Annotated in this window: 22 protein-coding genes and 1 pseudogene; 16 read left to right on the top strand and 7 right to left on the bottom strand. The window is 50.7% G+C overall.

All coding sequences use genetic code 11. The annotated features are described in order from the left end of the window. Position 1: 1 nt before the first annotated feature. The 3 genes from minE to C1H71_RS16675 all read left to right on the top strand — a co-directional run bounded on the left by minE (position 2) and on the right by C1H71_RS16675 (position 1,618). Positions 2–280, top strand: coding sequence for a cell division topological specificity factor MinE (gene minE, locus C1H71_RS16685; protein ID WP_130107570.1), 279 nt, complete (start codon positions 2–4; stop codon positions 278–280). A 149-nt stretch (positions 281–429) separates the two neighbouring features. After that, entirely contained in the window at positions 430–1,233 is an 804-nt protein-coding gene (gene map, locus C1H71_RS16680) for a type I methionyl aminopeptidase (RefSeq protein WP_130107569.1), read from the top strand. Positions 1,234–1,342: 109 nt separating this feature from the next. Continuing rightward, positions 1,343–1,618, top strand: a complete 276-nt coding sequence (locus tag C1H71_RS16675) for a hypothetical protein (protein WP_130107568.1) — start codon at positions 1,343–1,345, stop codon at positions 1,616–1,618. 35 nt (positions 1,619–1,653) lie between these two features. On the opposite strand, the gene C1H71_RS16670 is transcribed toward C1H71_RS16675, so the two are convergent. After that, on the bottom strand, positions 1,654–2,262 hold the full coding sequence (locus tag C1H71_RS16670) for a hypothetical protein (protein WP_130107567.1): 609 nt from the start codon (positions 2,260–2,262) through the stop codon (positions 1,654–1,656). Between the two features lie 891 nt (positions 2,263–3,153). Between C1H71_RS16670 and C1H71_RS16665 the strand changes: the two genes are divergently transcribed. From C1H71_RS16665 to C1H71_RS16605, 13 genes are all read left to right on the top strand, one after another. Beyond that, entirely contained in the window at positions 3,154–3,648 is a 495-nt protein-coding gene (locus tag C1H71_RS16665) for a GNAT family N-acetyltransferase (RefSeq protein WP_130107566.1), read from the top strand. Between the two features lie 22 nt (positions 3,649–3,670). Next, positions 3,671–4,303, top strand: coding sequence for a glutathione transferase (gene yfcF, locus C1H71_RS16660; RefSeq protein ID WP_130107565.1), 633 nt, complete (start codon positions 3,671–3,673; stop codon positions 4,301–4,303). A gap of 311 nt (positions 4,304–4,614) precedes the next feature. Beyond that, entirely contained in the window at positions 4,615–5,253 is a 639-nt protein-coding gene (ccmA, locus tag C1H71_RS16655; RefSeq protein ID WP_130107564.1) for a cytochrome c biogenesis heme-transporting ATPase CcmA, read from the top strand. Next, entirely contained in the window at positions 5,246–5,920 is a 675-nt protein-coding gene (gene ccmB / locus C1H71_RS16650; RefSeq protein WP_130107563.1) for a heme exporter protein CcmB, read from the top strand. The genes ccmA and ccmB overlap by 8 nt, the downstream gene beginning before the upstream one ends. Before the next feature lie 102 nt (positions 5,921–6,022). Continuing rightward, complete coding sequence (ccmC, locus tag C1H71_RS16645; protein ID WP_130107562.1) at positions 6,023–6,790, top strand: heme ABC transporter permease CcmC; 768 nt, start codon at positions 6,023–6,025, stop codon at positions 6,788–6,790. Then, entirely contained in the window at positions 6,790–7,008 is a 219-nt protein-coding gene (ccmD, locus tag C1H71_RS16640; RefSeq protein WP_130107561.1) for a heme exporter protein CcmD, read from the top strand. Before ccmC ends, ccmD begins: the two co-directional genes overlap by 1 nt. A gap of 404 nt (positions 7,009–7,412) precedes the next feature. Further along, positions 7,413–7,856: a cytochrome c maturation protein CcmE gene (gene ccmE / locus C1H71_RS16635; protein WP_130107560.1), complete on the top strand. Its 444-nt coding sequence runs from the start codon at positions 7,413–7,415 to the stop codon at positions 7,854–7,856. 302 nt (positions 7,857–8,158) lie between these two features. Next, positions 8,159–10,135: a heme lyase CcmF/NrfE family subunit gene (locus C1H71_RS16630; RefSeq protein WP_130107559.1), complete on the top strand. Its 1,977-nt coding sequence runs from the start codon at positions 8,159–8,161 to the stop codon at positions 10,133–10,135. Positions 10,136–10,268: 133 nt separating this feature from the next. Continuing rightward, on the top strand, positions 10,269–10,787 hold the full coding sequence (locus tag C1H71_RS16625; RefSeq protein ID WP_130107558.1) for a DsbE family thiol:disulfide interchange protein: 519 nt from the start codon (positions 10,269–10,271) through the stop codon (positions 10,785–10,787). A 110-nt stretch (positions 10,788–10,897) separates the two neighbouring features. Beyond that, positions 10,898–11,404, top strand: a complete 507-nt coding sequence (locus tag C1H71_RS16620; RefSeq protein ID WP_188053370.1) for a cytochrome c-type biogenesis protein — start codon at positions 10,898–10,900, stop codon at positions 11,402–11,404. Between the two features lie 259 nt (positions 11,405–11,663). Next, positions 11,664–12,500: a c-type cytochrome biogenesis protein CcmI gene (gene ccmI, locus C1H71_RS16615; protein WP_130107556.1), complete on the top strand. Its 837-nt coding sequence runs from the start codon at positions 11,664–11,666 to the stop codon at positions 12,498–12,500. Positions 12,501–13,079: 579 nt separating this feature from the next. Beyond that, on the top strand, positions 13,080–14,006 hold the full coding sequence (locus C1H71_RS16610) for a ParA family protein (protein ID WP_130107555.1): 927 nt from the start codon (positions 13,080–13,082) through the stop codon (positions 14,004–14,006). After that, on the top strand, positions 14,003–14,386 hold the full coding sequence (locus C1H71_RS16605) for a hypothetical protein (RefSeq protein WP_130107554.1): 384 nt from the start codon (positions 14,003–14,005) through the stop codon (positions 14,384–14,386). The genes C1H71_RS16610 and C1H71_RS16605 overlap by 4 nt, the downstream gene beginning before the upstream one ends. Positions 14,387–14,667: 281 nt before the next feature. On the opposite strand, the gene C1H71_RS21610 is transcribed toward C1H71_RS16605, so the two are convergent. The 6 genes and pseudogenes from C1H71_RS21610 to C1H71_RS16580 all read right to left on the bottom strand — a co-directional run bounded on the left by C1H71_RS21610 (position 14,668) and on the right by C1H71_RS16580 (position 20,401). Beyond that, complete coding sequence (locus C1H71_RS21610) at positions 14,668–14,889, bottom strand: helix-turn-helix domain-containing protein (protein ID WP_262488466.1); 222 nt, start codon at positions 14,887–14,889, stop codon at positions 14,668–14,670. Further along, a pseudogene (locus C1H71_RS16600) lies at positions 14,881–15,981 on the bottom strand (sigma-54-dependent transcriptional regulator); the annotation flags it as partial. The pseudogene C1H71_RS16600 and the gene C1H71_RS21610, both read right to left, overlap by 9 nt. Further along, entirely contained in the window at positions 15,978–17,804 is a 1,827-nt protein-coding gene (locus tag C1H71_RS16595; RefSeq protein WP_130107553.1) for an ATP-binding protein, read from the bottom strand. The gene C1H71_RS16595 and the pseudogene C1H71_RS16600, both read right to left, overlap by 4 nt. A gap of 2 nt (positions 17,805–17,806) precedes the next feature. Beyond that, a complete protein-coding gene (locus C1H71_RS16590) occupies positions 17,807–18,601 on the bottom strand; it encodes an ABC transporter ATP-binding protein (protein ID WP_130107552.1) in 795 nt (264 codons plus the stop codon). Between the two features lie 2 nt (positions 18,602–18,603). Continuing rightward, on the bottom strand, positions 18,604–19,425 hold the full coding sequence (locus C1H71_RS16585; RefSeq protein ID WP_130107551.1) for an ABC transporter permease: 822 nt from the start codon (positions 19,423–19,425) through the stop codon (positions 18,604–18,606). A 10-nt stretch (positions 19,426–19,435) separates the two neighbouring features. Further along, positions 19,436–20,401 (bottom strand): ABC transporter substrate-binding protein, encoded by a 966-nt coding sequence (locus C1H71_RS16580; protein WP_130107550.1) that lies wholly within the window; start codon positions 20,399–20,401, stop codon positions 19,436–19,438. Positions 20,402–20,765: the final 364 nt, after the last annotated feature.

The raw sequence follows: 20,765 nt of genomic DNA, 5'->3' as shown, positions 1-20,765 counted from the left end.
CATGTCTATTCTGAGCTATTTCTTCGGTGAAAAGAAAAAAACAGCGTCGGTTGCAAGAGAGCGTTTGCAAATTATTTTGGCGCACGAAAGAAACGGTAGAAATACCCCTGATTACCTGCCCCAATTGCAAAAAGAGCTGATTGCCGTCATCTCTAAATATGTAGCGATTAATCCAGAAGACATCATTGTTCAACTGGATCGCAAAGATGATTTTGAAGTTTTAGAAGTTAACATCGTACTGCCTGAAAGTAAAAACACTAAGGCAGCAGAATTACGCTAAAGCAAGAGCTGTCAATAACTATCCGAGCGCTGAATATCCTTAACAGGACAAACACCCGCAAAGGGTACAATTATTGAAAGACACTGCCTAATGTAAAGAACACTAAGAAGAGAGGCCACACCCTCTCTTCCTTATTTTGAGGCCCACACATGTCTATCGTTATTAAAAATGCCGATGATATCGCCAAAATGCGCGTTGCTGGCAAGCTTGCCAGTGAAGTACTCGATTACATCACCCCATTTGTAACCGTTGGCGTTACTACCGCTGAGATCGATCGTCTTTGCCATGAATATATGCGTGACGTACAAGGCACTATCCCTGCACCGCTGAATTACTGCCCACCAGGTTACACGCCTTACCCTAAAGCCATTTGCACCTCAGTGAATCAAGTGGTGTGCCACGGCATTCCTGCAGATAAGCCACTTAAAAGCGGCGACTGCGTAAACCTAGACATCACCGTTATTAAAGATGGTTACCACGGCGACAACAGCCGCATGTACTTGGTTGGCGATGTTAGCGCTCCTGCACGCCGCTTGGCTAAAGTCACTTACAACGCAATGTGGATTGGGATTGATCAGGTAAAACCAGGCGCACGCTTTGGTGATATCGGCGCAGCCATTCAAAAATACGCCGAAGGTGCTGGCTATTCTGTGGTGCGTGAATTCTGTGGCCACGGCATCGGCACTAAATTCCACGAAGAGCCACAAGTGCTGCACTATGGCAAAGCAGGAACTGGCCCAGAAATCAAAGTCGGCATGATTTTCACCATTGAGCCAATGATTAACGCCGGTAAGCGCGACATTAAAGGCATGAGCGATGGCTGGACCATCGTCACCAAAGATCGCAGTTTATCCGCCCAGTGGGAACACACCATTTTGGTGACGGAAACAGGCTATGAGATTCTGACTCAATCAACCGGCACGCCCGCTCGCCCAGATAGCTACGCCATCTAAAACAAATTGAGGGTGGGCAAGTTATGATGCCCACGCACTCATTCCCTCACCGCGCAGACGGTCTAGGGCTGCGCCCACCCGGCATACGATCAATACTCAGGGAAAAACCGTGCTTCTTCTTACCTCACCTTGGCTAATCGGCCTCTTAGTGATTGTTTTTTCTATTGGCATTGCACTGTGTTTTGTTGGGCTGATGGTGTCTTTAATGACGGCACTGGGCAATAAAAACTGGTTTTGGGCGGCTGGAATGCTGGCCGTTTTTCCTGTCGCTGCAGTGTATTGCCTACGCCGCTGGCAGATTGCTGCATGGCCAGGCAAAATGCTGCTCTCCGGCATGGGGCTACTTATTCCACCCCTTGCTTACTTTTTACTCATGATTAAATAAACACTTGCCCGTGCCGCACCACGGGATAAGCGACTTTACTGAGGAAACACGCCATGCTGCGGCAAAGGCACGCCACTCACCTGTGGTGCGCAATGATTATTGAACAACTGATTATGCTTTGACCTAGCATGTACCTCTTTATCGAATTCGCGCAGCACAGGAACACACTCGTATAGCTGTCTCTGTTGCCAATCTGACTCGCGTTTTCTTGCCGCCCGATCGGCACGAGCATCTCCTTCAAGCTTTGCCTTTTCTAAAGCCTCTGCAAACGCACTTTTTGCAAGTTTCGAGCGTAACGCTTCGCTCTCTTGTAATTCCTTTTCCCCTAGCAAAACATTAGCATTCTTTTCCACACGCAGATGCTTAAACATGCGGCGGTCAATCACGAGATCTCCTTGCCGATCATTGCCTCGCTGCGGGCCTAATGCCAGCGGAGTAACCAGCTCAAGCTCTGGCTGCGCGGCAAGCTCAGAGCCAAGCACATCGTGGGTTTGTGCCTTCACACCAGTGATTACCTGTTGATCTAATGCATACTTTGCAGAGGGCTCAGCCACATCATTCGCATAGCTTGGCTGACTAAAACTCAAAGCAAGCAAACTCGCCAAGCAAGCACCGTAAGTCTTCTTTTCAAACGAAATAAACAAACCCTAGTCCCTATATTAAATACGTTGAATCACGCCATATTAGATAAGCCAGCCGCCTCACCAAACTGCATACCTAGCAGCCTGTCGGACTTAGCATCAATCAGCTGCAAAATCACCTGATCGACCTATATTTCACCAGATTTTTGACCAATAACTCGTTATTGGCGCTGCAAATCCGGCAAAATCTGGTCTCGACCATGCGATTTTTCGCTTCGACCGTCTAAGTACGACAGGCTGCTAGGGTCTGTTGACGTTTCATTCACAATTGCGCTGAGCCGGAAAACGGCCAAGCACAAGGCGTGTGACGAAGACAATAACGGGTTATTGTCGAGGAGCATAACGCAGTGAATGGCCATTTTCCGGCTCAGCCCTTCGGGTTTAGCCCATTTTTGGGGCGGAACGAAAGTTAAAAATCGCTCATGGTACTCGTACCATGTCGCCATTTTCTCCTTGTTCAGCCCCAAAACTGGGCCAAACGCAGCCGTGAATGAAACGTCAACAGACCCTAGGTAAAACAAACGATGGCCGTGCACATTACTGCTTTTTATTATGACACTCACTCCTCCCATCTCAAACGAGAACAATTACCAATAAAGTGACATTATTGTGACGTTATCAAACAAAAAAGCAACAAAACAGCGAATAACGACCCCTAGCAGCCAGTCGGACTTAAGCGATCGTAGCGAGGGAAAGACCGGTTTGAGACAGATTTCGCGAGTTTTTGAGGCGAATAGCTGGCTATGCAAGGAGAAAATGCGTGAAATATAGCCAAATCCGGCAGGCTGCTAGCCACCTTACACTTTAGCCCTTGTTCGCCACGAATAAATACTGACAGTATTCATTCCGATTGATACACTAGCCTTACAAACATATAGTAAAAGAGGTGGCCACATGTACAGCATCAGGCATAGTGAAAAACAAGATATAGAACAAATTCGCCAGCTGTACGCAGAGCCTAGTAATTATTCCGCCACCCTACAAGCGCCATTCCCATCCCAAGAAAAATGGGAAGCAAGGCTCACCCCCACCAATAACACCTATAGTCTGGTTGCCGTGCAAGGCACTGAGGTACTAGGGCAGCTGGGTTTGCACCTTGAGAGCAATCTGCGCCGCAAGCATGTGGCCAGCATCGGCATGGCGGTAAAAAGCAGCACCCGCAGGCAGGGTGTGGGTGATGCTTTATTACTGGCGGCAATTGATTTAGCCGAGCAATGGCAGGCAATCTGCCGTATTGAATTATCGGTCTACACCGATAATCTGCCCGCCCTCGCCCTCTATGAAAAACATGGGTTTATCAAAGAAGGCCTGTGCAAGAACTACGCCTTCAGAAACGGCCAGTTTTCTGACGTATACATGATGGCAAGATGTAAGCAAATACAGCCATAACCACGCCAACAAGGATGCCACGATGAGCCAAACACCTTTTGTACTTTATGCGGATTCTCTTTTTACCAGCCCTTACGCAATGTCGGTCTTTGTTGCGCTATTAGAGAAATGCCTGCCTTTTGAAATTAAAACTCTGAATCTAGACGCGGGCGATCAACAGCAAAATACCTATAGCCAGCGATCTCTGACTAGCCGTGTGCCTACCCTTGTGGAGGGTGATTTCGCTTTATCTGAATCTTCTGCGATTACGGAATACCTAGAAGAGCAATTCCCTGCACCGCAATATACCGCGCTCTACCCCAAAGACGCCAAACAGCGCGCTAGAGCACGACAAATCCAAGCATGGCTGCGCAGTGATTTGCTACCACTGCGCCAAGAGCGCTCCACCCATGTGGTGTTTTTTGCACCTAACGACGAGCCACTTTCGGCAGAGGCTCAAGCGGCAGCCGATAAACTCATCAAAATGGCTGATTTACTCATTTCTGACAATCAAACGTCACTCTTTACCGAATGGTGTATCGCCGACACCGATCTCGCCCTGATGCTGCAACGCCTGATCAAAAATGGCGAGCCAGTGCCAGAGAAACTAAAGCGCTTCGCCAACACCCAATGGGCAAGGACATCTGTGCAACGGTGGCTACAACAAGTCCGTTAGGCTTTATTTGCATACACTTTACGGCCCTGCCTACAGGGCTTCAGATCGCCGAGGTAAGGCCGGCCAAGTGCACAAGCCACGGCATACCGAATCGCCATCAGAGACTAAGTAGTGTAAGGACTGATGCCGCCACAAGGTGAAACACCAGCACCTGTTACTTCTTGATCAACATAGATCTCATCCATTATGCATTCCAAGCGTTTTTATTTTCGCGCGCCGCAAAGGCCCCGCCTGTTGTATTTAAGGCTACCTCTTTCGAGATAGACCCAAATACCCGCCAGTAAAAACAGCTAAATCCCTATACTAGGGTTATGCTTTCTGTCTCCGGCCTTTCCGCTCTGCGCGTCGACCGCACGCTATTTAGCAAGCTGTCATTTACCCTAAATTCAGGGCAATGCTTGCACCTGCGCGGCGCAAATGGAGCGGGCAAAACCACGCTACTCAAGCTGCTTACAGGATTAAACCGCCCGCAAAGCGGCGAAATCTATTGGCAACAACAAGCACTGCCAAGCCTTGGTGAGCAGTACGCTGCTGCACTGCACTATTTAGGGCATAAAGACGGTTTAAAAGAGCTGCTCAGCCCTTACGCCAATTTACGCATGGCCGCAGAGCTGGCAGGCCAGCCTTTAAGCGATGAGGCAGCGCTACAAGCCCTCGCCAAAGTGGGCCTGAGCCACCAGTGTGATCTGGCCGTGCGTTCTTTATCCCAAGGGCAAAAAAAGCGGGCGGCACTCGCTAAACTACTGGCTCTGCCCCGCCCACTCTGGCTGCTTGACGAGCCTTTTGTGGCGTTAGACACGCAAGCTCAAGATCAATTAGGCGGCTGGATCAGCCAGCAGCTCAGCAGCGGTGGGCTAGTGATTCTGACTTCGCACCAAACACTCCCCACGGCTATTTCACAAGTCATCGAGCTGGATCTTGCCCTTAGCCAAGGCAGCAAGAATGAATAGCGGGCACTTTTTCTTAGCCATCATCAAACGAGACTTACTACTGGCTTGGCAGCAGCGCGGCGACCTATTGGTTGGCGTTGTGTTCTTTATTTTAGTAGCCTGTTTATTCCCACTGGCCATCGGCCCCGAGCCAAAGCTGCTCGCCCGCATCGGCCCCGGCGTGTTATGGGTGGCGGTTATTTTAGCCAACCTACTCGCCCTACCCAGATTATTCGCCAGCGATTGGCAAGATGGTAGCCTTGAACAGCTGCTCTTGACTGCGGCACCTACCAGCGTCATGGTAGCAGGAAAAATTATTGCCCACTGGCTCACCACCGGCATTCCGCTCACCCTCATTGCGCCACTACTGGGTATTCAGTACGGCTTAGAAAGCGACACCCTCCTGATGCTGATGGCCAGCCTACTGCTTGGCACACCCACACTGAGCGCATTAGGCAGCATCGGTGCAGCGCTCACTATTGGTGTACGTCAGGGCGAAATGCTGCTAGCGCTACTCATCTTGCCACTCTATGCTCCCGTGCTTATTTTTGGCAGCGGCGCAGTGGCCGCAGTGGCTGGCGGTTTATCTGGCATGGCCGAATTATCCTTACTAGCAGCCATTCTTTGCGGAACGTTGTTTTTAGCACCGTGGCTGGCGGCAATAGCAGTGCGATTGGCGGTTGAATAGCTTTTGCTTAAGGGCGGAAAAGAAAAATGAGCAGATTACGTACAACGCTCTTTATGTGGATCGGACACATGGCTGCCCGCACAAGAAATATTCAGGAAAACAATGAAACCAAGCCATAACGGCCCACGCTGGCTGAATTTATTTTCTTTCGCCTCCCCCATGCAGTTTTACCCGTTGGCAGGAAGGCTGATCCCGCTATTCATGACTACAGCCCTGCTGTTCTGTGCTGTGGGGCTGTGGCTGGGCTTTGCCATTGCGCCGGGTGAAGCACAGCAGGGTGAAGGCTATCGGATTATTTTTCTGCATGTACCCACCAGCTGGATGGCGATGTTTATTTACATCGTCATGGCATTTTGGTCGGTCATGCATCTGGCTCTGCGTACCCGCTTATCCGCCATGATGGCGCAAGCCTTGGCTCCGACGGGTGCTTTGATGGCATTTTTATCGCTACTCACAGGCGCACTGTGGGGCAAGCCGATGTGGGGCACTTGGTGGGTGTGGGATGCACGGCTCACCTCCATGCTGCTGCTGTTTTTCCTGTATTTAGGCTTTATCGCCCTCACCCGCAGCATTGATGAGCCGGATCGCGCCGACAAGGCCGGATCAGTATTAGCCATCGTCGGCGTATTTAATGTGCCGGTGATTTATTTCTCAGTGAAATGGTGGAACACCCTGCACCAAGGCGCGTCGATCTCGATGGAGAACGGCAGCAGCATGGCCAGCACCATGCTGATTGCCATGCTGGTGATGTCGCTGGCGGCATGGATGCACAGCATCGCAGCATGCCTATCCCGCGTTCGCACACTGATTTTGCAGCGTGAAGGCCACACCCGCTGGGTAAAAGAGCGCATCGCCCAAGGAGAAAAATAATGTTCGCAACCCTCTACTGGGCCAGCTTCAGCGATTTTATTCATATGGGTGGATACGGCTTATATGTGTGGGGCTCTTTCTTAGCCTGTGTTTTGGGGCTGGGCATGGAGTGGCTATTGATCAGGCAACAACGCAAGCAAGTAATTCAGCACTTACGGCGAATGGCTTTGGCGGAGGAGATGGAGGATGAGGGATATGAGCATTCATCGCTATTGTAGGGCGGGTTAAAACCCGCGAGCGGTGCTAAAAAATACGCGGGTTGTTTTTTAGTAGCAAACAACGGAAAGAACATAATAACCACACGCTCGGCACGGGGCTTTTTAAAGTCCCCTTGAAGCACGCCGAAGCGAGGAATAAGCGGATCGGGGTTTCGGAAAAGGGGTAGCGAGGCAGCGAGCGAGCAGCCTTTTGCGCCGAGCCGATTATCCGCAGTGAGGGGCCTTCGTGCTGGTCGGGGCGGCCTTCTTTGCTTACTTTCTTGGCCGTTCAAGAAAGTGAGTCCCCCCGAGGGACTCCCGCACCAAAATCACCGTACCGAAGGCACTAAAAAGACCTCTTTTGCGTTGCGGCTTAGTACACAGACAGCAACACGCTAAGAATCATCAACAAATAGGAGAAACCCATGTCCCCCAGACGTAAACGTATATTTTGGATTGTGGGTGCTTTAATCACACTGGCTTTGGTTACTTTTTTTGTAGTGAATGCTTTTCGCCAAAACCTAGTGTTTTTTTACTCGCCAACGCAAATTATCAATGGTGAAGCGCCGCATGGTAGAGCTTTTAGGTTGGGCGGGATGGTGGTGGATAAAAGCCTGATCCGCGCAAGCGATGGCGTGAGCATTCGCTTTACAGTGACCGACACCGATAAAAACATCCCCGTGCAATTTCGTGGTTTGCTGCCGGATTTATTTAAAGAAGGCAAAGGCGTAGTGGCCGAAGGGAGTTGGGAAAACGGCATCTTCACCGCCACCGAAGTGCTCGCCAAACACGACGAAAACTACATGCCCCCCGAAGCGCAAGATGCAGTAAACAAAGCACATCAGAAAGCGGCAGATAAAAAGATTTAAAAGGTCTGTAGACACCGAGCTAATAACAGAACACAGAGCACACGGATAAAACCAAAACATAGAGGGTAGGCACAATTCATGCCCACGCGCCACCCTCTGCTCTCTTTTTGCGATGCGTTTAAGCCATACAACGCCCTTATTATCGGAGCTAAACCTTGAACCACAGAGTAAAACGAGATCACAGAGCACCACAGAGAAAACCAAAAAGCATCAGGTTTTCTCTGTGTCCTCTGTGCTCTCTGTGGTTCAAGACTTAGCTTCGCATCAAACCAAGCTGAAGCCTTTTTACTACAGGAAAAACAATGATTGGTGAACTAGGTACTTTCACGCTGATTCTGGCGCTACTGGTGGCGCTGGTGCAGGGCACGCTGGGGATTTGGGGCGGGGTTAAGCAGTGGCTGCCCGCCATGCGCATCGCCAGACCAGCGGCGCTGTTGCAATTAGCCCTTACCGCCACGGCCTTTGCGCTGCTGGCCACGGCTTTTTTGCAAGACGATTTTTCGATTCGCTATGTCGCGCGGCAATCCAACAGCCTGCTGCCGGTCTGGTTTAAGTTTGCCGCTGTTTGGGGTGGGCATGAAGGCTCGCTCCTGCTTTGGGTGTTGATGCTCTCTGGCTGGGGTGCAGCGGTGGCGGTGTTTGCACGCAATCTACCTCTCTCGGTGCAATCGTTGGTGAGCGGCGTGTTAGCGTGGGTAGGCAGTGGCCTGTACCTGTTTATATTGCTCACTTCCAGCCCATTTATTCGCCAGCTTCCCGCACCGAGTAATGGCGCAGATTTAAACCCGCTACTGCAAGACTTGGGGCTGATTTTTCACCCGCCCCTTCTTTATATGGGTTATGTGGGCTTTTCTGTGGCCTTCGCCTTTGCCGTGGCAGCACTGATTTCTGGCCGGCTGGATGCCAGCTGGGCACGCTGGAGCCGCCCTTGGACAGCCGCCGCGTGGGTTTCGCTTACGCTGGGCATTATGCTGGGCAGTGCATGGGCTTATTACGAATTGGGCTGGGGCGGCTGGTGGTTTTGGGATCCAGTTGAAAACGCTTCCTTTATGCCTTGGCTGGCCGGAACGGCGCTAATTCATTCCTTAGCCGTGGCCGAAAAACGCAATGCCTTTAAGCACTGGACGGTATTGCTAGCGATTGGCACCTTCTCGCTCTCGCTCTTAGGCACGTTTTTAGTGCGATCTGGCGTACTGACTTCGGTACACGCCTTTGCCACCGATCCGGCGCGCGGCTTATTTATTTTGATTTTCCTCTGCGTGGTGATCGGCGCATCGCTAGCGCTTTATGCATGGCGCGCGCCCTTACTAGAAGGTGGCGGCGCGTTTAACTGGTGCTCTCGTGAAGCACTGCTGCTCACCAACAATGTGATTCTAATGGTCGCCTGTGCCACGGTTTTTCTTGGCACGCTTTACCCGCTGCTGATTGACGCACTTGGCCAAGGCAAGCTCTCCGTCGGCCCACCTTATTTCAACAGCGTGTTTATTCCACTGATGATGCCCGCCATGCTGCTCATGGGTTTAAGCGGCAGCGTGCGCTGGAAAAACCAAGATGGCCACGGCCTATGGCTTGCTTATTACGTTCCGATGATTCTGGCGATTGTGGGTGGCATCTTGCTGCCACTTTGCTGGGGGCAATGGAAATGGGGCGTGGCCGCCGCACTTGCCGTGGCACTTTGGGTGGCGATCACCTCAGTGCGTGACTGGAGCCGCCGCTTAATCAGCAACCGCCGTAATGGCAACACATGGTGGCGAGCATTATGCAATGTGCCTGCGGCTTTTTCTGGCATGCATATCGCCCACTTTGGTATTGCCGTGTTTGTAGCAGGCGTGACCGTGGTGTCAAGCTATGAGCATGAAGACGATTTACGCATGGCCTTTGGCGACACGCACAATATTGCGGGCTATACCCTCAGTTTTGACTCGGTGAAATCAACCCGAGCCAGCAATTACGCCGCGCTCACCGGGCAGCTTACGCTCAGCCAAAACGGCAAGGCCATCAGCGTAATGCAACCCGAGAAACGCCAGTATTTCTCCAGCCAAATGCCGATGACCGAAGCGGCGATTCACCATACGCCGCTCAAAGATGTCTATGTATCCCTTGGCGAGCCACTAGGCAACAACCCATTCACTGGCGATTGGCTGGTGCGGGTGCATTACAAACCACTGGTTGGTTGGATCTGGTACGGCTGCATATTAATGGCCCTGGGCGGAGCCATCGCCCTATCCGACCGCCGCTATCGCCAGAAACATTTAGCTAAAAAACACACAGGCGAATAAACCCTAAAACCTGTAGACACAGAGCTAAATGAGGACACAGAGAAAGACAAAATTATCTTTGGGTTTCTCTGTGTGCTCTATGTTCTTCCCGCTCTCTGTATCTACAGACCTTTTAGCAGCTTAGGAAGTTTTAATGAAACGCTTTGCTCCTTTAATTATTTTTGCAGCACTGGCGCTGTTGCTGGCGGCGGGTTTAACGCTTAATCCGCGTGAAATCCCTTCCGTGCTGATCGGCAAGCCTGCGCCGCAATTTAAGCTTGATCGCTTAGATGCCACAGGGCAGTTCTCCCCAGCTAGCCTCAAGGGCCAAGCGTGGTTACTCAATGTATGGGCCTCATGGTGCAGCGCCTGCATTCAGGAGCATCCGGTGCTCAACAGCATTGCCTCAGAGCACAAAGTCACCATTGTTGGCTTGGCTTATAAAGATTTAGATAAGGATGCCAAAGAATGGCTGCAAAACCGTGGCAATCCTTACAACGTAGTCGTGGCGGATAGGGATGGCAGAGTGGGCATTGATTACGGCGTGTATGGCGTACCAGAGACTTTTGTAATCGATAAAAACGGTAATATTACTTACAAACACATCGGCGCAGTCACCCCCGATATCTTTAAAAACACCCTTCTGCCTGAGCTGCAAAAGGCACGATTATGAGAAATATATTTTCAAAATTTAAGGTCGAAAAGATCTTTAGACACAGAGCTAAAAGAGAATACGGAGAACACAGAGAAAAACATCCTTGGGTTGACTCGATTGTGTGCTCTGTGTTCTTCCTGTCCTCTGTGTCTACAGACCTTAGGGTCTTAGTAAAACGCACCGCACTCCTGCTCCTCATCCTGCCTGCGCTCAGCTTTGCCAAGGTGGCTGCGCCTGCCGCCAGTGATGTAGTTGCCCAAGCACGATTGGTCGAATTATCTACCGAGCTGCGCTGTCTTGTTTGCCAAAATGAAAGCCTAGCCAGCTCGCGTGCACCGCTGGCCGAAGACCTGCGCCGCGAAGTGCGGGAGCGCATTGCTGCTGGCGACAGTAACCCGCAAATCATCAGCCACCTGACCGATCGCTACGGTGACTTTGTCACTTACCGCCCGCCATTCAAAGCCAGAACGCTGCTTTTATGGCTGTTACCACCGCTACTGCTCTTAATTGGTTTGTTTCTGTTGCTGCGGCAAATTCGCCACCGAAAGGCCGCCCCCAGCGAGGTCGATCCGGCCCAGCTGGCTGCTTTGCGAGCAGAGTTTGATGGCACCAACAATGGCAAGGACACGCAATGAACACATCGCACTTTGGCTTATTTACCCTAATCTGCGCACTGATGGTGGTGATTACACTAGCTATCGCCAGGATTAGATCATTATTAATTTTCCACATTCCAAACTCCGTCATTCCCGCGTGCCTTTGGCGGGAATCCAGTAGCACGGCTGGATCCCCGACAAAACCATTCGGGGATGACGGCTTGCCATATTGGAGAATTATTTCAAACCATATCTTCATTGAGTCGACCTATCGCCGCTCGCAAGGGAGCACATCCTCATGAATCCTTTCTCCCTCTTTGCCATCATCTGCGCACTGATGGTGGTCATCACACTAGCCGCGCTGATCTGGCCGCTACTCAAAGGCCGCTCGCAAGCCGGTGATATTCGCCGCGCCCGCTATGCCTTGCACGACACCATTTTGGCCGAACTGGATGAAGACTTACGCTATGGCCGTTTAAGCGAAGCCGATCATGTCATCGCCCAACAAGAAGCAGAAAGTCGCCTGATTAACGAAGTCGGCAACGCCAGCCCAACACTAAACGAGCGCCCTGCGCGGGGGCTAGTCATCACTCTGCTACTGATCTTGCCATTAGCCGCAGGCGGGCTGTATTTCAAGCTGGGCACGCCCACCGCGCTCGACCCAAGCACGCGTCAGCTCCCCAATATCGGCCCAAATGAAATCGCCGCCATGGTTAAAAAACTTGAAGCACGGATGGTTTTAGAGCCGAACGATCAACAAGGCTGGCTGATGTTGGCACGCAGCTATCGATCGCAAGCCCGCTACGCGGAAGCAATCAGCGCTTACGAAAAAGCATGGCCTGCCATTGAAAAAGACGCAGGAGAAATCGCCCGTTTTGCAGGCGTAATCGCCATCGAGCAGAAGAGCTTTAAAGGCAAGCCAACCGATTTACTCGTCAAATCCCTATCCGTCAACGCCAGCGAGCCTGATGCCCTGATGCTGGCAGGCAGCGCCGCCGTCGAACGCGGCGACAAAGCCGCCGCCAAAGAATGGTGGAATAAACTACTGATCTTGCTGGAAGTGGGCTCTGAAGATGAGCAATGGCTAAAAGAAGAAATCCGCTTATTGGATAAGCCTAGGGATGCGGTGAAATAGCTCTGTGTTGCATTACAACCCAAACCTTGAACCACGGAGGGCGCGGAGAAAAGCAACCTAGATTTTCATCACAAATACTATCATCAGGCTTGCATCCTTAAAGCACTCCGACGCGAGCTCCGTAGTTGCCGACTCGATTATCTGCATGTGTGTTACCTATTTCTCTGATGGATACAGCCCTTCAAGGAAAGAATAGCCCTTGGTGGCTGTAGTACTTTGGATCAATTAAAAACGATCAATTACACACAGGTTGATGTATTAATTTGTTAACTGATGTTACGCAGGCCTTTAGGTGGAATGCGCTCTGCAGCTGATTGAGAAAATTCTAACCTATTGATTTTTCATAATGGGTGCGTAACATCAGTTGTTAATATAGAGGAGTAGGAAAGCAATTGAAGAATATATATCAACGCAGGGGAAGTTGTAGCTTTGGCAATCCAATAGCAAGATATGGTAAGCTGATTGATAATCAGAAGACAGCTATTTACCTGCATTTCAACACGGGGCACAGTCCGCCACATAACAACTAAAAATCCAGCACAAGCAAGTCGCTTTTAAAATAAAAACCATGGGACTACAATGAATATTATTTCAATAATTAATTACAAAGGCGGCGTTGGCAAGACAACGGTTTCTGCTAATTTAGCTGGTGAGTTAGCATGGAGAGGTAAAAAAGTACTATTAATCGACACCGATGCTCAAGCAAGTCTAACTTTTTCATTTGTAAAGCCTGACGAATGGGATTCAAACTACAAAGATAGTAAAACAATAAAATCTTGGTTCGATGCAATTAGCTTAGGCAAAGAGCCAGAGCAGCTGAAGGAATATATTATCACGCCAAACGCCGTAAATGAACAGCTTAAAAAAAGCAATGCAGGCGGTAGAATTGACTTAATTTGCTCTCACTTAGGATTAATTAATGTTGACTTAGAGCTGGCCACTCTTCTTGGCGGTGTAAATATGACACAATCCAAGAGCAACTATATTAAAGTTCATGGAAAACTAAGGGATGCCATTGCTAAATTAGCAACAACTACAGATTACGACATAGTTTTAATTGATTGCCCCCCAAATTTCAATATTGTCACTAAAAATGCGATTGTAGCTAGTGAGCAGATATTAATTCCAGCCAAACCAGATTATTTGTCAACACTAGGGATTGACTACCTTCAACGTAGCACCAAAGAATTAGTGAAAGAGTTTAATGAATATGTCAATGAAGAAGGAAGGATTGACCCTAAAATTCTTGGTGTAATCTTTACCATGATTCAAGTAAATGCTGGACAACCTATTGCTGCACAGCGTCAGTATATTCAACAAACAAAGCGTTTGGGCGTAAACACATTAAAGAACTATCTTCGGGAAAATAAAACCATCTTCTCTGATGCCCCTCAAATGCTTATTCCTGTAGCTCTAAATGCATACTCACACCCATCTCACTCCAATATTGTAGATGAAATTGAGGGTATCGTTGATGAGTTCGAGTCTCTTTTGGAGGCGTTATGAATAATAAAACATCCATTATTTTACAGCGCTTAGTTTTGGCTCTTGAAAAACTCACAGAAAATGAAATTGATAAGTTAGCTGACCCTTCATTTGATATAGATATAAAAATATCACGTCACAAGCAAAAGGAAGTAAATGGTAGTGAAGAGATTATAGAACTAAATGCTTTTGTAAATGAAATTACAAATTTCAAAAGCCGAGAAGAGGCGTTGATTTTCCTTGGGAAGCGATTTAGTTCTAAAAAGGCACTAGAGCAAATAGCTCGATTCCTTGACATACCAAATATTAAGCAAGATAAGATTGAGACCTTGCGGGAAAAAATTGTAGAAACAACAACTGGTGCACGTATTCGATCTGAAGCAATTCAAGGTCAAAACTAATCCATCAGCGGAATTGGATCTAATTTGTTAACCTACACTGATATTAGCCAACATCACGCCATATATATTTTGCAGGGCTAGCACAACCCGCGTGCAATGCTAAAAAATACGCGGGTTGCCCCCGCCCTACGATGATTCAATGTTTACAACCATGCCCCCCCCTAATAAAGGCCTAACTTGATGGGCATAGGGTTAGAAGTTTCATCGCGCAGCTCAATATTTCTTCATCTAAATATTTGCTTATGCATGCCCCATGCTCCACATATAACTCTCCTTGCAAACTACCCCTCACCCGCCCCCAATTGATATTTCTTCACTTTGTCATACAGCGTTTTACGCGGTAGGCCGAGGGATAGGCTGGCGGCGGTGATTTGGCCTCCGGCGCGCAGTAGGGCATCTTCGATGAGGTTTTTTTCGAAGCGCTCCACCAAGGAGGGTAAATCAAGCGCGGCTTCGCTGGCGGGTAGATCGTCCAGCAGCGCCAGCACAAAGCGATCGGCCATATTGCGTAACTCGCGCACATTGCCAGGCCAGCTTTGCAGCATCAGCTCCCGCATCTGGCTTGGGGCTACGATGGGTGCGGGGCGGTGGTAGCGCAGTGCCGCTTGCAGTACAAAATGCTCAAATAATAGCGGGATATCTTCGCGCCGCTCCCGCAGCGGCTGCAAATTCAGCGTCGCCACATTTAAGCGGTAGTAAAGATCCAACCGAAACTGCTGCTGATCGCTCAACAGCTTTAAATCACTTTTGCTTGCGGCAATAACACGGCAATTCACAGGGATGCTGACATTGCCGCCAAGCCGCTCCAGCTGCCGCTCTTGCAAGACCCGCAGCAATTTAACCTGCAGCGTTAGCGGCATACTTTCCAGCTCGTCCAGAAACAGCGTGCCGCCGTTAGCCTATTCAATTTTGCCGATCCGCAGCTTGCTTGCGCCGGTAAATGCGCCTGCTTCATGGCCGAAGATTTCGCTTTCAAACAATTGCTCGGGCAGCGCGCCGCAGTTGAGCGCCACAAAGGGATGCGCTGCGCGATGGCTGTGCTCGTGCAGGCAACGCGCCACCAGCTCTTTACCCGTGCCGGTTTCGCCCATAATCAGCACATCGGCGTCGGTATCGGCAATATTCATAATGCGGCGGCGCAATTGCTCTATGCCTGCACCACGCCCCAGCAAGCGCCCTTCTATGCCGGATCTGCGCTCTAATTCACGGCGCAGTTGGCGGTTTTCCAGCACCAGCTTGCGTTTTTCTTCTGCGCGCCGCACCACTTCAATCAACTGCTCGGATGAAAAAGGCTTTTCGATAAAATCATAAGCGCCATCCCTCATCGCCTGCACGGCCATCACCACATCGCCGTGGCCGGTAATCAGCACCACGGGCAGCTCAGCGTCCCGCTGCACACTTTTCGCCAGCAGCTGCAAACCATCCAGCCCCGGCAAGCACACATCACAGACCACCACGCCCGCAAAATCAGTTTGCAAAAGCGGCAAGGCCGATTCGGCGTCGGCAAAGGTTTCCACAGCAAAGCCTGCCAGCTCCAGTGTTTGGCTGCCTGCGTGGCGGATCATCGCTTCATCGTCGATCAATAGCACTTTCATTGCGGCTCCCCTACTGATAGTAACTCCAGCTCAAAACAAGCCCCGCCTTCTGGGCGATTGCTGGCCTGCAAATTGCCACCAAAATCACGCACAATCGATAGCGAAATCGCCAAACCCAAGCCCAAACCCTCAGCGTCGCCCTTGGTGGTAAAAAAGGGATCAAACACATTAGACAACTGCTCTGCAGCAATGCCGGTGCCATTATCAAGTACGCTTATTTTTACTTTGCCTTGCATCTGCTGCACCGCCAGCGTGATGCAGGCATCGGGCTGATTTTTTACCGCATCTAGGGCGTTTCTTAGCAAATTAATCAGCACTTGCTCTAGCCGTACCGCATTGCACAGCACCCAAACCTGATCGGGCTGTTCGATATTTAACGCCACCCTTTGCTGGCGCAAGCGTTGCTCCAGCAACAGCAGCGCATTGGCAATCGATTGTTTAAGTAAGACCGGCTCGGCGCGATTATCGCTTTTTCGGGCAAAAGAGCGCAGCTGGCCGGTGATCTTGCCCATGCGCTCGGTCAGCTGGCTGATATACACCAGATTGCCCGCTACCGCCTCAACATTGCCGCGCTCCAGCAGCAGCTTGGCATTGTCGGCCAAGGCGCGCATGGCCGTCAGTGGCTGATTAAGCTCATGAGTGACACCGGCGGCCATCTGGCCCAGCACGGCCATTTTGCCTGCTTGCACCAGCTCATTTTGCGCGGCACGCAGGTCCAGCTCGGTGCGTATGCGCTCGGCAATTTCGCGTTGCAGCTGGGTATTAGCCCCCAGCAAATCATCGGTACGCGCCGCTACTTTTTGTTCTAGCTGATCATGCGCCTGTTTAAGCGCTTGACTGGCGCGCAGATTATCGCGAATACGCCGCCGCCTTTGCCGCCAAAATAAATACCATGCCAGCAAAGCCAATAGACCCAAGCTGGTGCCAAGCAAAACGCGGCTCACGCCCTGCCGGATGGGGGTGAGATCCGTAAACAGCACCATTTGCCAGCCCAGATCAGGCACTTTGGCGGTTTGCACCAGCACATCGGCTTGATCACCACCTGTTTTAAAGCGTGCCAATTGGGTATTGCCATCCAAGCGCTGCTGCTTTAACAAAGCCAGCTCTGGAAAAATATTGCGGCCATATTGGCGGCTCTCTTTAATATATCGCAGCGTATAGCTGGGCAATGGGGCCAAGGTGTGCCACTTCCAAGCCGGATCGGTGGCTAAAAAAGCAATGCCGTCTTTATCGCTCACCAGCATACGCTCGCCGGTGGCTCGCCAATTATTCTCTAGCGCATCGAGGCTCACTTTGGCCACCACCACGCCCAGCACCCGCTCGCCATCTCTGATTGGATAAGATAAAAAATAACCGGGTTGTTGTGTAGTAAAGCCCACGCCATAAAAACGCCCTGCGTAGCCCAAGCGGGCTTGCTGATAATAGGGCCGAAACGCATAGTTATTGCCGATATAGCTCTGTGGGGTGTCCCAATTGCTGGATGCCAGCGCCAAGCCTTCGGCATTTAAAACATAAATCGCCGAGGCCTGCGCCGCATCGTTCACCGCTTTTAGATGGCGATTGACCCGTTCCAAGAGCACTGCATCTTGCGGAGCACGCAGTAAATCGGCTAGGTCACGCTGGCTGAATAAAACAAAGGGCAGCCATGTGTAGCGCTCTACCGCATTGCGCAAGCTGCCGGTGTAAACATCGAGGCGATGCTGACCAGCCGTGCGTAATTGCGCCAGCGCGCTGCGCTCACTCCAGCTGGCGGCCAGCCACAACAGGCTGCCCGCCAAGCAAAGTGTCGCCAATATCCAGAAATATCGCGCTGGTTTAAGCATCTTTAATCAGAGCTAGAGCCGCATAGCTCGGCCTGCTGATGGCGCTGCTGCTCCTCCATCACCAAGGCACCAAGCTCGCGTTTAAGCGCGTTGAATTCAGCCGAGCTAGGATCACGCGGTCTTGGAATATCCACCAGTACATCGCGCTTCACTGTGCCCGGGCGGTAAGTGAGCACAATGATGCGATCGGCCAGATAGATTGATTCCTCGATGCTGTGGGTGACAAACAGAATGGTTTTTTTATGCTCCTGCCAGATTTTAAGCAGCTCATCTTGCAAGCTGCGGCGGGTAAGCGCATCCAGCGCGCCAAAGGGCTCGTCCATCAGCATAATCGGCGAATTGAGCGCCAAAATACGCGCAATGGCCACACGTTGGCGCATGCCGCCAGATAAATCCTTAGGAAAACGCTTGCGAAACTCCACCAGCTTCAGTGTTTCTAACAGCTCAGCCACTTTGCTATCAATCTGTTCCTGCGGCATTTTCTGGATAGTCAGGCCAAAGGCAATATTTTGCTCAACCGTCATCCATGGGAACAGCGCGTATTCCTGAAACACCATGCCGCGATCTGGCCCAGTGTCTTTAATCAGCGCACCATCCACGGTGATGCTGCCGCTTGTTGGATGAGAAAACCCAGCCACCGCATTCAGCAAGGTTGATTTACCACAGCCCGATGGCCCAAGCAGGCAAACAAACTGCCCATTGGGGATCTCTAAATTAATATCCCACAAGGCCACTACATCGTCGCCAGGCGTTTTAAAAACTTTATTCACCTGCGCTATTTTGATTTGTGCCGTCATGATTAGTGCTCCAAGCCGCGGTGCCAGCGCAACAAGTGGTTATTGAGTTTATTCATCGCCATATCGATCGCTAGGCCCAGTAAGCCGATCGTCAACATACCCGCAATGATTTTGTCTGACCAAAAATACTCACGCGCTTCCAGTATTCTGAAACCCAGCCCGTTATTTACCGCAATCATTTCGGAAACGATCACCACAATAAACGCCGTACCCACCCCGATACGCGCACCCGCCAGAATATACGGCGTGGCTGCCGGTAAGATCACTTTCAGGAACAAGGTGCTTTGGCCTGCGCCTAAATTACGCGCCGCACGCAGATAAATAGAATCCACCTGACGCACCCCGGCAATGGTATTCATCAATACAGGAAAAAACGCCCCAATCACAATCAGGAAAATCGCCGGTGCATTGCCAAGGCCAAACCATAAAATGGATAGCGGGATATAGGCAATTGGTGGAATCGGCCGTAAAACCTGAATCATGGGATTAAACCAGCTATACACCCGTGGGCTAGCCCCCATGAGCAGCCCCAGCGGCAAAGCCAGCCCTGCGCCAATCGCAAAGCCCACAATCACCCGATACAGCGTGCCAATGGCATCGTGGATCATCTCGCCCGAAAACAACCAAGCGGTATAGCTGCTTTGGCTGGCGTCATAAGCCTCCATCGGCAATAAATACGCATACCAGCGCACCACCACCTGCCATGGGGATGGCAAAATCTGCGGGTTTAACCAGCCCGCCATCGCTGCAGCCTGCCAAAGCGCAATCAAGACTACCGGCAACCAAAGCCCTGTCACGGCACGGGTGAATAATGTTTTATTCATCGGATTGCCCTTATTTCACGTTTAAAAATTTCTTGGCCTGATCAAGCAGATCCAGCTTGACCCACTCTTTGGCCACCGGCGGCTTCACCATCTTGCCCACGCCATACTTCACCATAAAATCGGTAGTGATCTGCATATGCTCAACGCTCAGGTTGTAATAAAACGGCGAATTAGCGATGGCATCTTGATAATCATCCACCGTAATTTGGCCCTTAAACATATTGCTGCGCACATAGTTTTCGGCGAGCTTAGGGTCATCCATAAAGGCTTTGGTGGCTTGCACAAAGCATTTCATAAACTTTTCAGCCAGCGGGCGATTGCTGTTGTAAAGCTTCTCGCTCATCACAAGGGTACGTATCGGCTCGCCCATCGGGCTGTCGTAAGGCTTCAGCAACTCCACGCCAAAGCCCTTGTTAATCGCTTGCGAAGCCTGCGGCTCGGATTGCGACATGGCATCAATTTGCTTTTGCATCAGCGCTTGGTTTAAATCTGCAAACGGCAGGTAAATAATTTTCACATCCTTTCCCGGCTTTTCAGACCAGCTCAGATTCGCCTTGGCCAGCTCCGCCAACAGCGCCAGCTCCTGCGCGCCGCCACGTGCCACCCCTACCGATTTACCTTTAAAATCCGCCACGCTTTTAATGGTGGAACCCGGCTGCACCACAATCCTGATCCCACCTTTGGCAAAGCCCGCCACAGCATACACCGGCACGCCGCCAGCACGCCCGGCAATGGCAGCATCTGCCGCACTGGCCGCCACATCAATCTCGCCCGCAATAATGGCTGGCATAATATCCAGCCCCTTGGCAAACATCCGCTCCTCTACCTTAATCCCGCATTTAGGCGCGATTTCCTTGATATACGATACCGCGCCGTAATGGGCGAATTTAAGATTACCAAGACGAATCACATCCTCTGCGGCATAGGCAGAAAAAGAAGTCATGGCCAGCGATGCGATCAAAGTAAGTGTCTTCATTGCAACTCCGTAGCTAAAAGGTAAAGGCAGACAGCCTGACAGGCTTCCCTTAGCTATTTAGCAATTAGCTTGCCAACAGGCTGACACAAGCCAACTACATTGCAAACCCTTGCTTACAAAGAAGAAACCACTAACGGCTGATTATTCATCTGACACCAATGATGGCGAAACTACAGAATCAAGCGATATAAAATGGCGGAAAACCGCCTGAATCCAAGCCGATTCAAGGCATCATGCTGATTTGTATAAATCAACTGACGGCGCAAAAAGCTCAAAAGATGTAACAGCGTAGAACCCACTTACACACAGCCATCCTATCCGCCGCCACTCCCCGCCCCTTTCTCCTATAAACTACAGCACCACC

It is taken from the genome of Iodobacter fluviatilis, assembly GCF_004194535.1.
GTDB classification, from domain to species: domain Bacteria; phylum Pseudomonadota; class Gammaproteobacteria; order Burkholderiales; family Chitinibacteraceae; genus Iodobacter; species Iodobacter fluviatilis_A.
This window is presented reverse-complemented; position numbering and strand designations above follow the sequence as displayed.

Coding starts and splice junctions, on each gene's coding strand:
- minE (WP_130107570.1), top strand. CDS start 2: ATGTCTATTCTGAGCTATTTCTTCGGTGAAAAGAAAAAAACAGCGTCG.
- map (WP_130107569.1), top strand. CDS start 430: ATGTCTATCGTTATTAAAAATGCCGATGATATCGCCAAAATGCGCGTT.
- C1H71_RS16665 (WP_130107566.1), top strand. CDS start 3,154: ATGTACAGCATCAGGCATAGTGAAAAACAAGATATAGAACAAATTCGC.
- yfcF (WP_130107565.1), top strand. CDS start 3,671: ATGAGCCAAACACCTTTTGTACTTTATGCGGATTCTCTTTTTACCAGC.
- ccmA (WP_130107564.1), top strand. CDS start 4,615: ATGCTTTCTGTCTCCGGCCTTTCCGCTCTGCGCGTCGACCGCACGCTA.
- ccmB (WP_130107563.1), top strand. CDS start 5,246: ATGAATAGCGGGCACTTTTTCTTAGCCATCATCAAACGAGACTTACTA.
- ccmC (WP_130107562.1), top strand. CDS start 6,023: ATGAAACCAAGCCATAACGGCCCACGCTGGCTGAATTTATTTTCTTTC.
- ccmD (WP_130107561.1), top strand. CDS start 6,790: ATGTTCGCAACCCTCTACTGGGCCAGCTTCAGCGATTTTATTCATATG.
- ccmE (WP_130107560.1), top strand. CDS start 7,413: ATGTCCCCCAGACGTAAACGTATATTTTGGATTGTGGGTGCTTTAATC.
- C1H71_RS16630 (WP_130107559.1), top strand. CDS start 8,159: ATGATTGGTGAACTAGGTACTTTCACGCTGATTCTGGCGCTACTGGTG.
- C1H71_RS16625 (WP_130107558.1), top strand. CDS start 10,269: ATGAAACGCTTTGCTCCTTTAATTATTTTTGCAGCACTGGCGCTGTTG.
- ccmI (WP_130107556.1), top strand. CDS start 11,664: ATGAATCCTTTCTCCCTCTTTGCCATCATCTGCGCACTGATGGTGGTC.
- C1H71_RS16610 (WP_130107555.1), top strand. CDS start 13,080: ATGAATATTATTTCAATAATTAATTACAAAGGCGGCGTTGGCAAGACA.
- C1H71_RS16605 (WP_130107554.1), top strand. CDS start 14,003: ATGAATAATAAAACATCCATTATTTTACAGCGCTTAGTTTTGGCTCTT.
- C1H71_RS21610 (WP_262488466.1), bottom strand. CDS start 14,889: ATGGCCGATCGCTTTGTGCTGGCGCTGCTGGACGATCTACCCGCCAGC.
- C1H71_RS16595 (WP_130107553.1), bottom strand. CDS start 17,804: ATGCTTAAACCAGCGCGATATTTCTGGATATTGGCGACACTTTGCTTG.
- C1H71_RS16590 (WP_130107552.1), bottom strand. CDS start 18,601: ATGACGGCACAAATCAAAATAGCGCAGGTGAATAAAGTTTTTAAAACG.
- C1H71_RS16585 (WP_130107551.1), bottom strand. CDS start 19,425: ATGAATAAAACATTATTCACCCGTGCCGTGACAGGGCTTTGGTTGCCG.
- C1H71_RS16580 (WP_130107550.1), bottom strand. CDS start 20,401: ATGAAGACACTTACTTTGATCGCATCGCTGGCCATGACTTCTTTTTCT.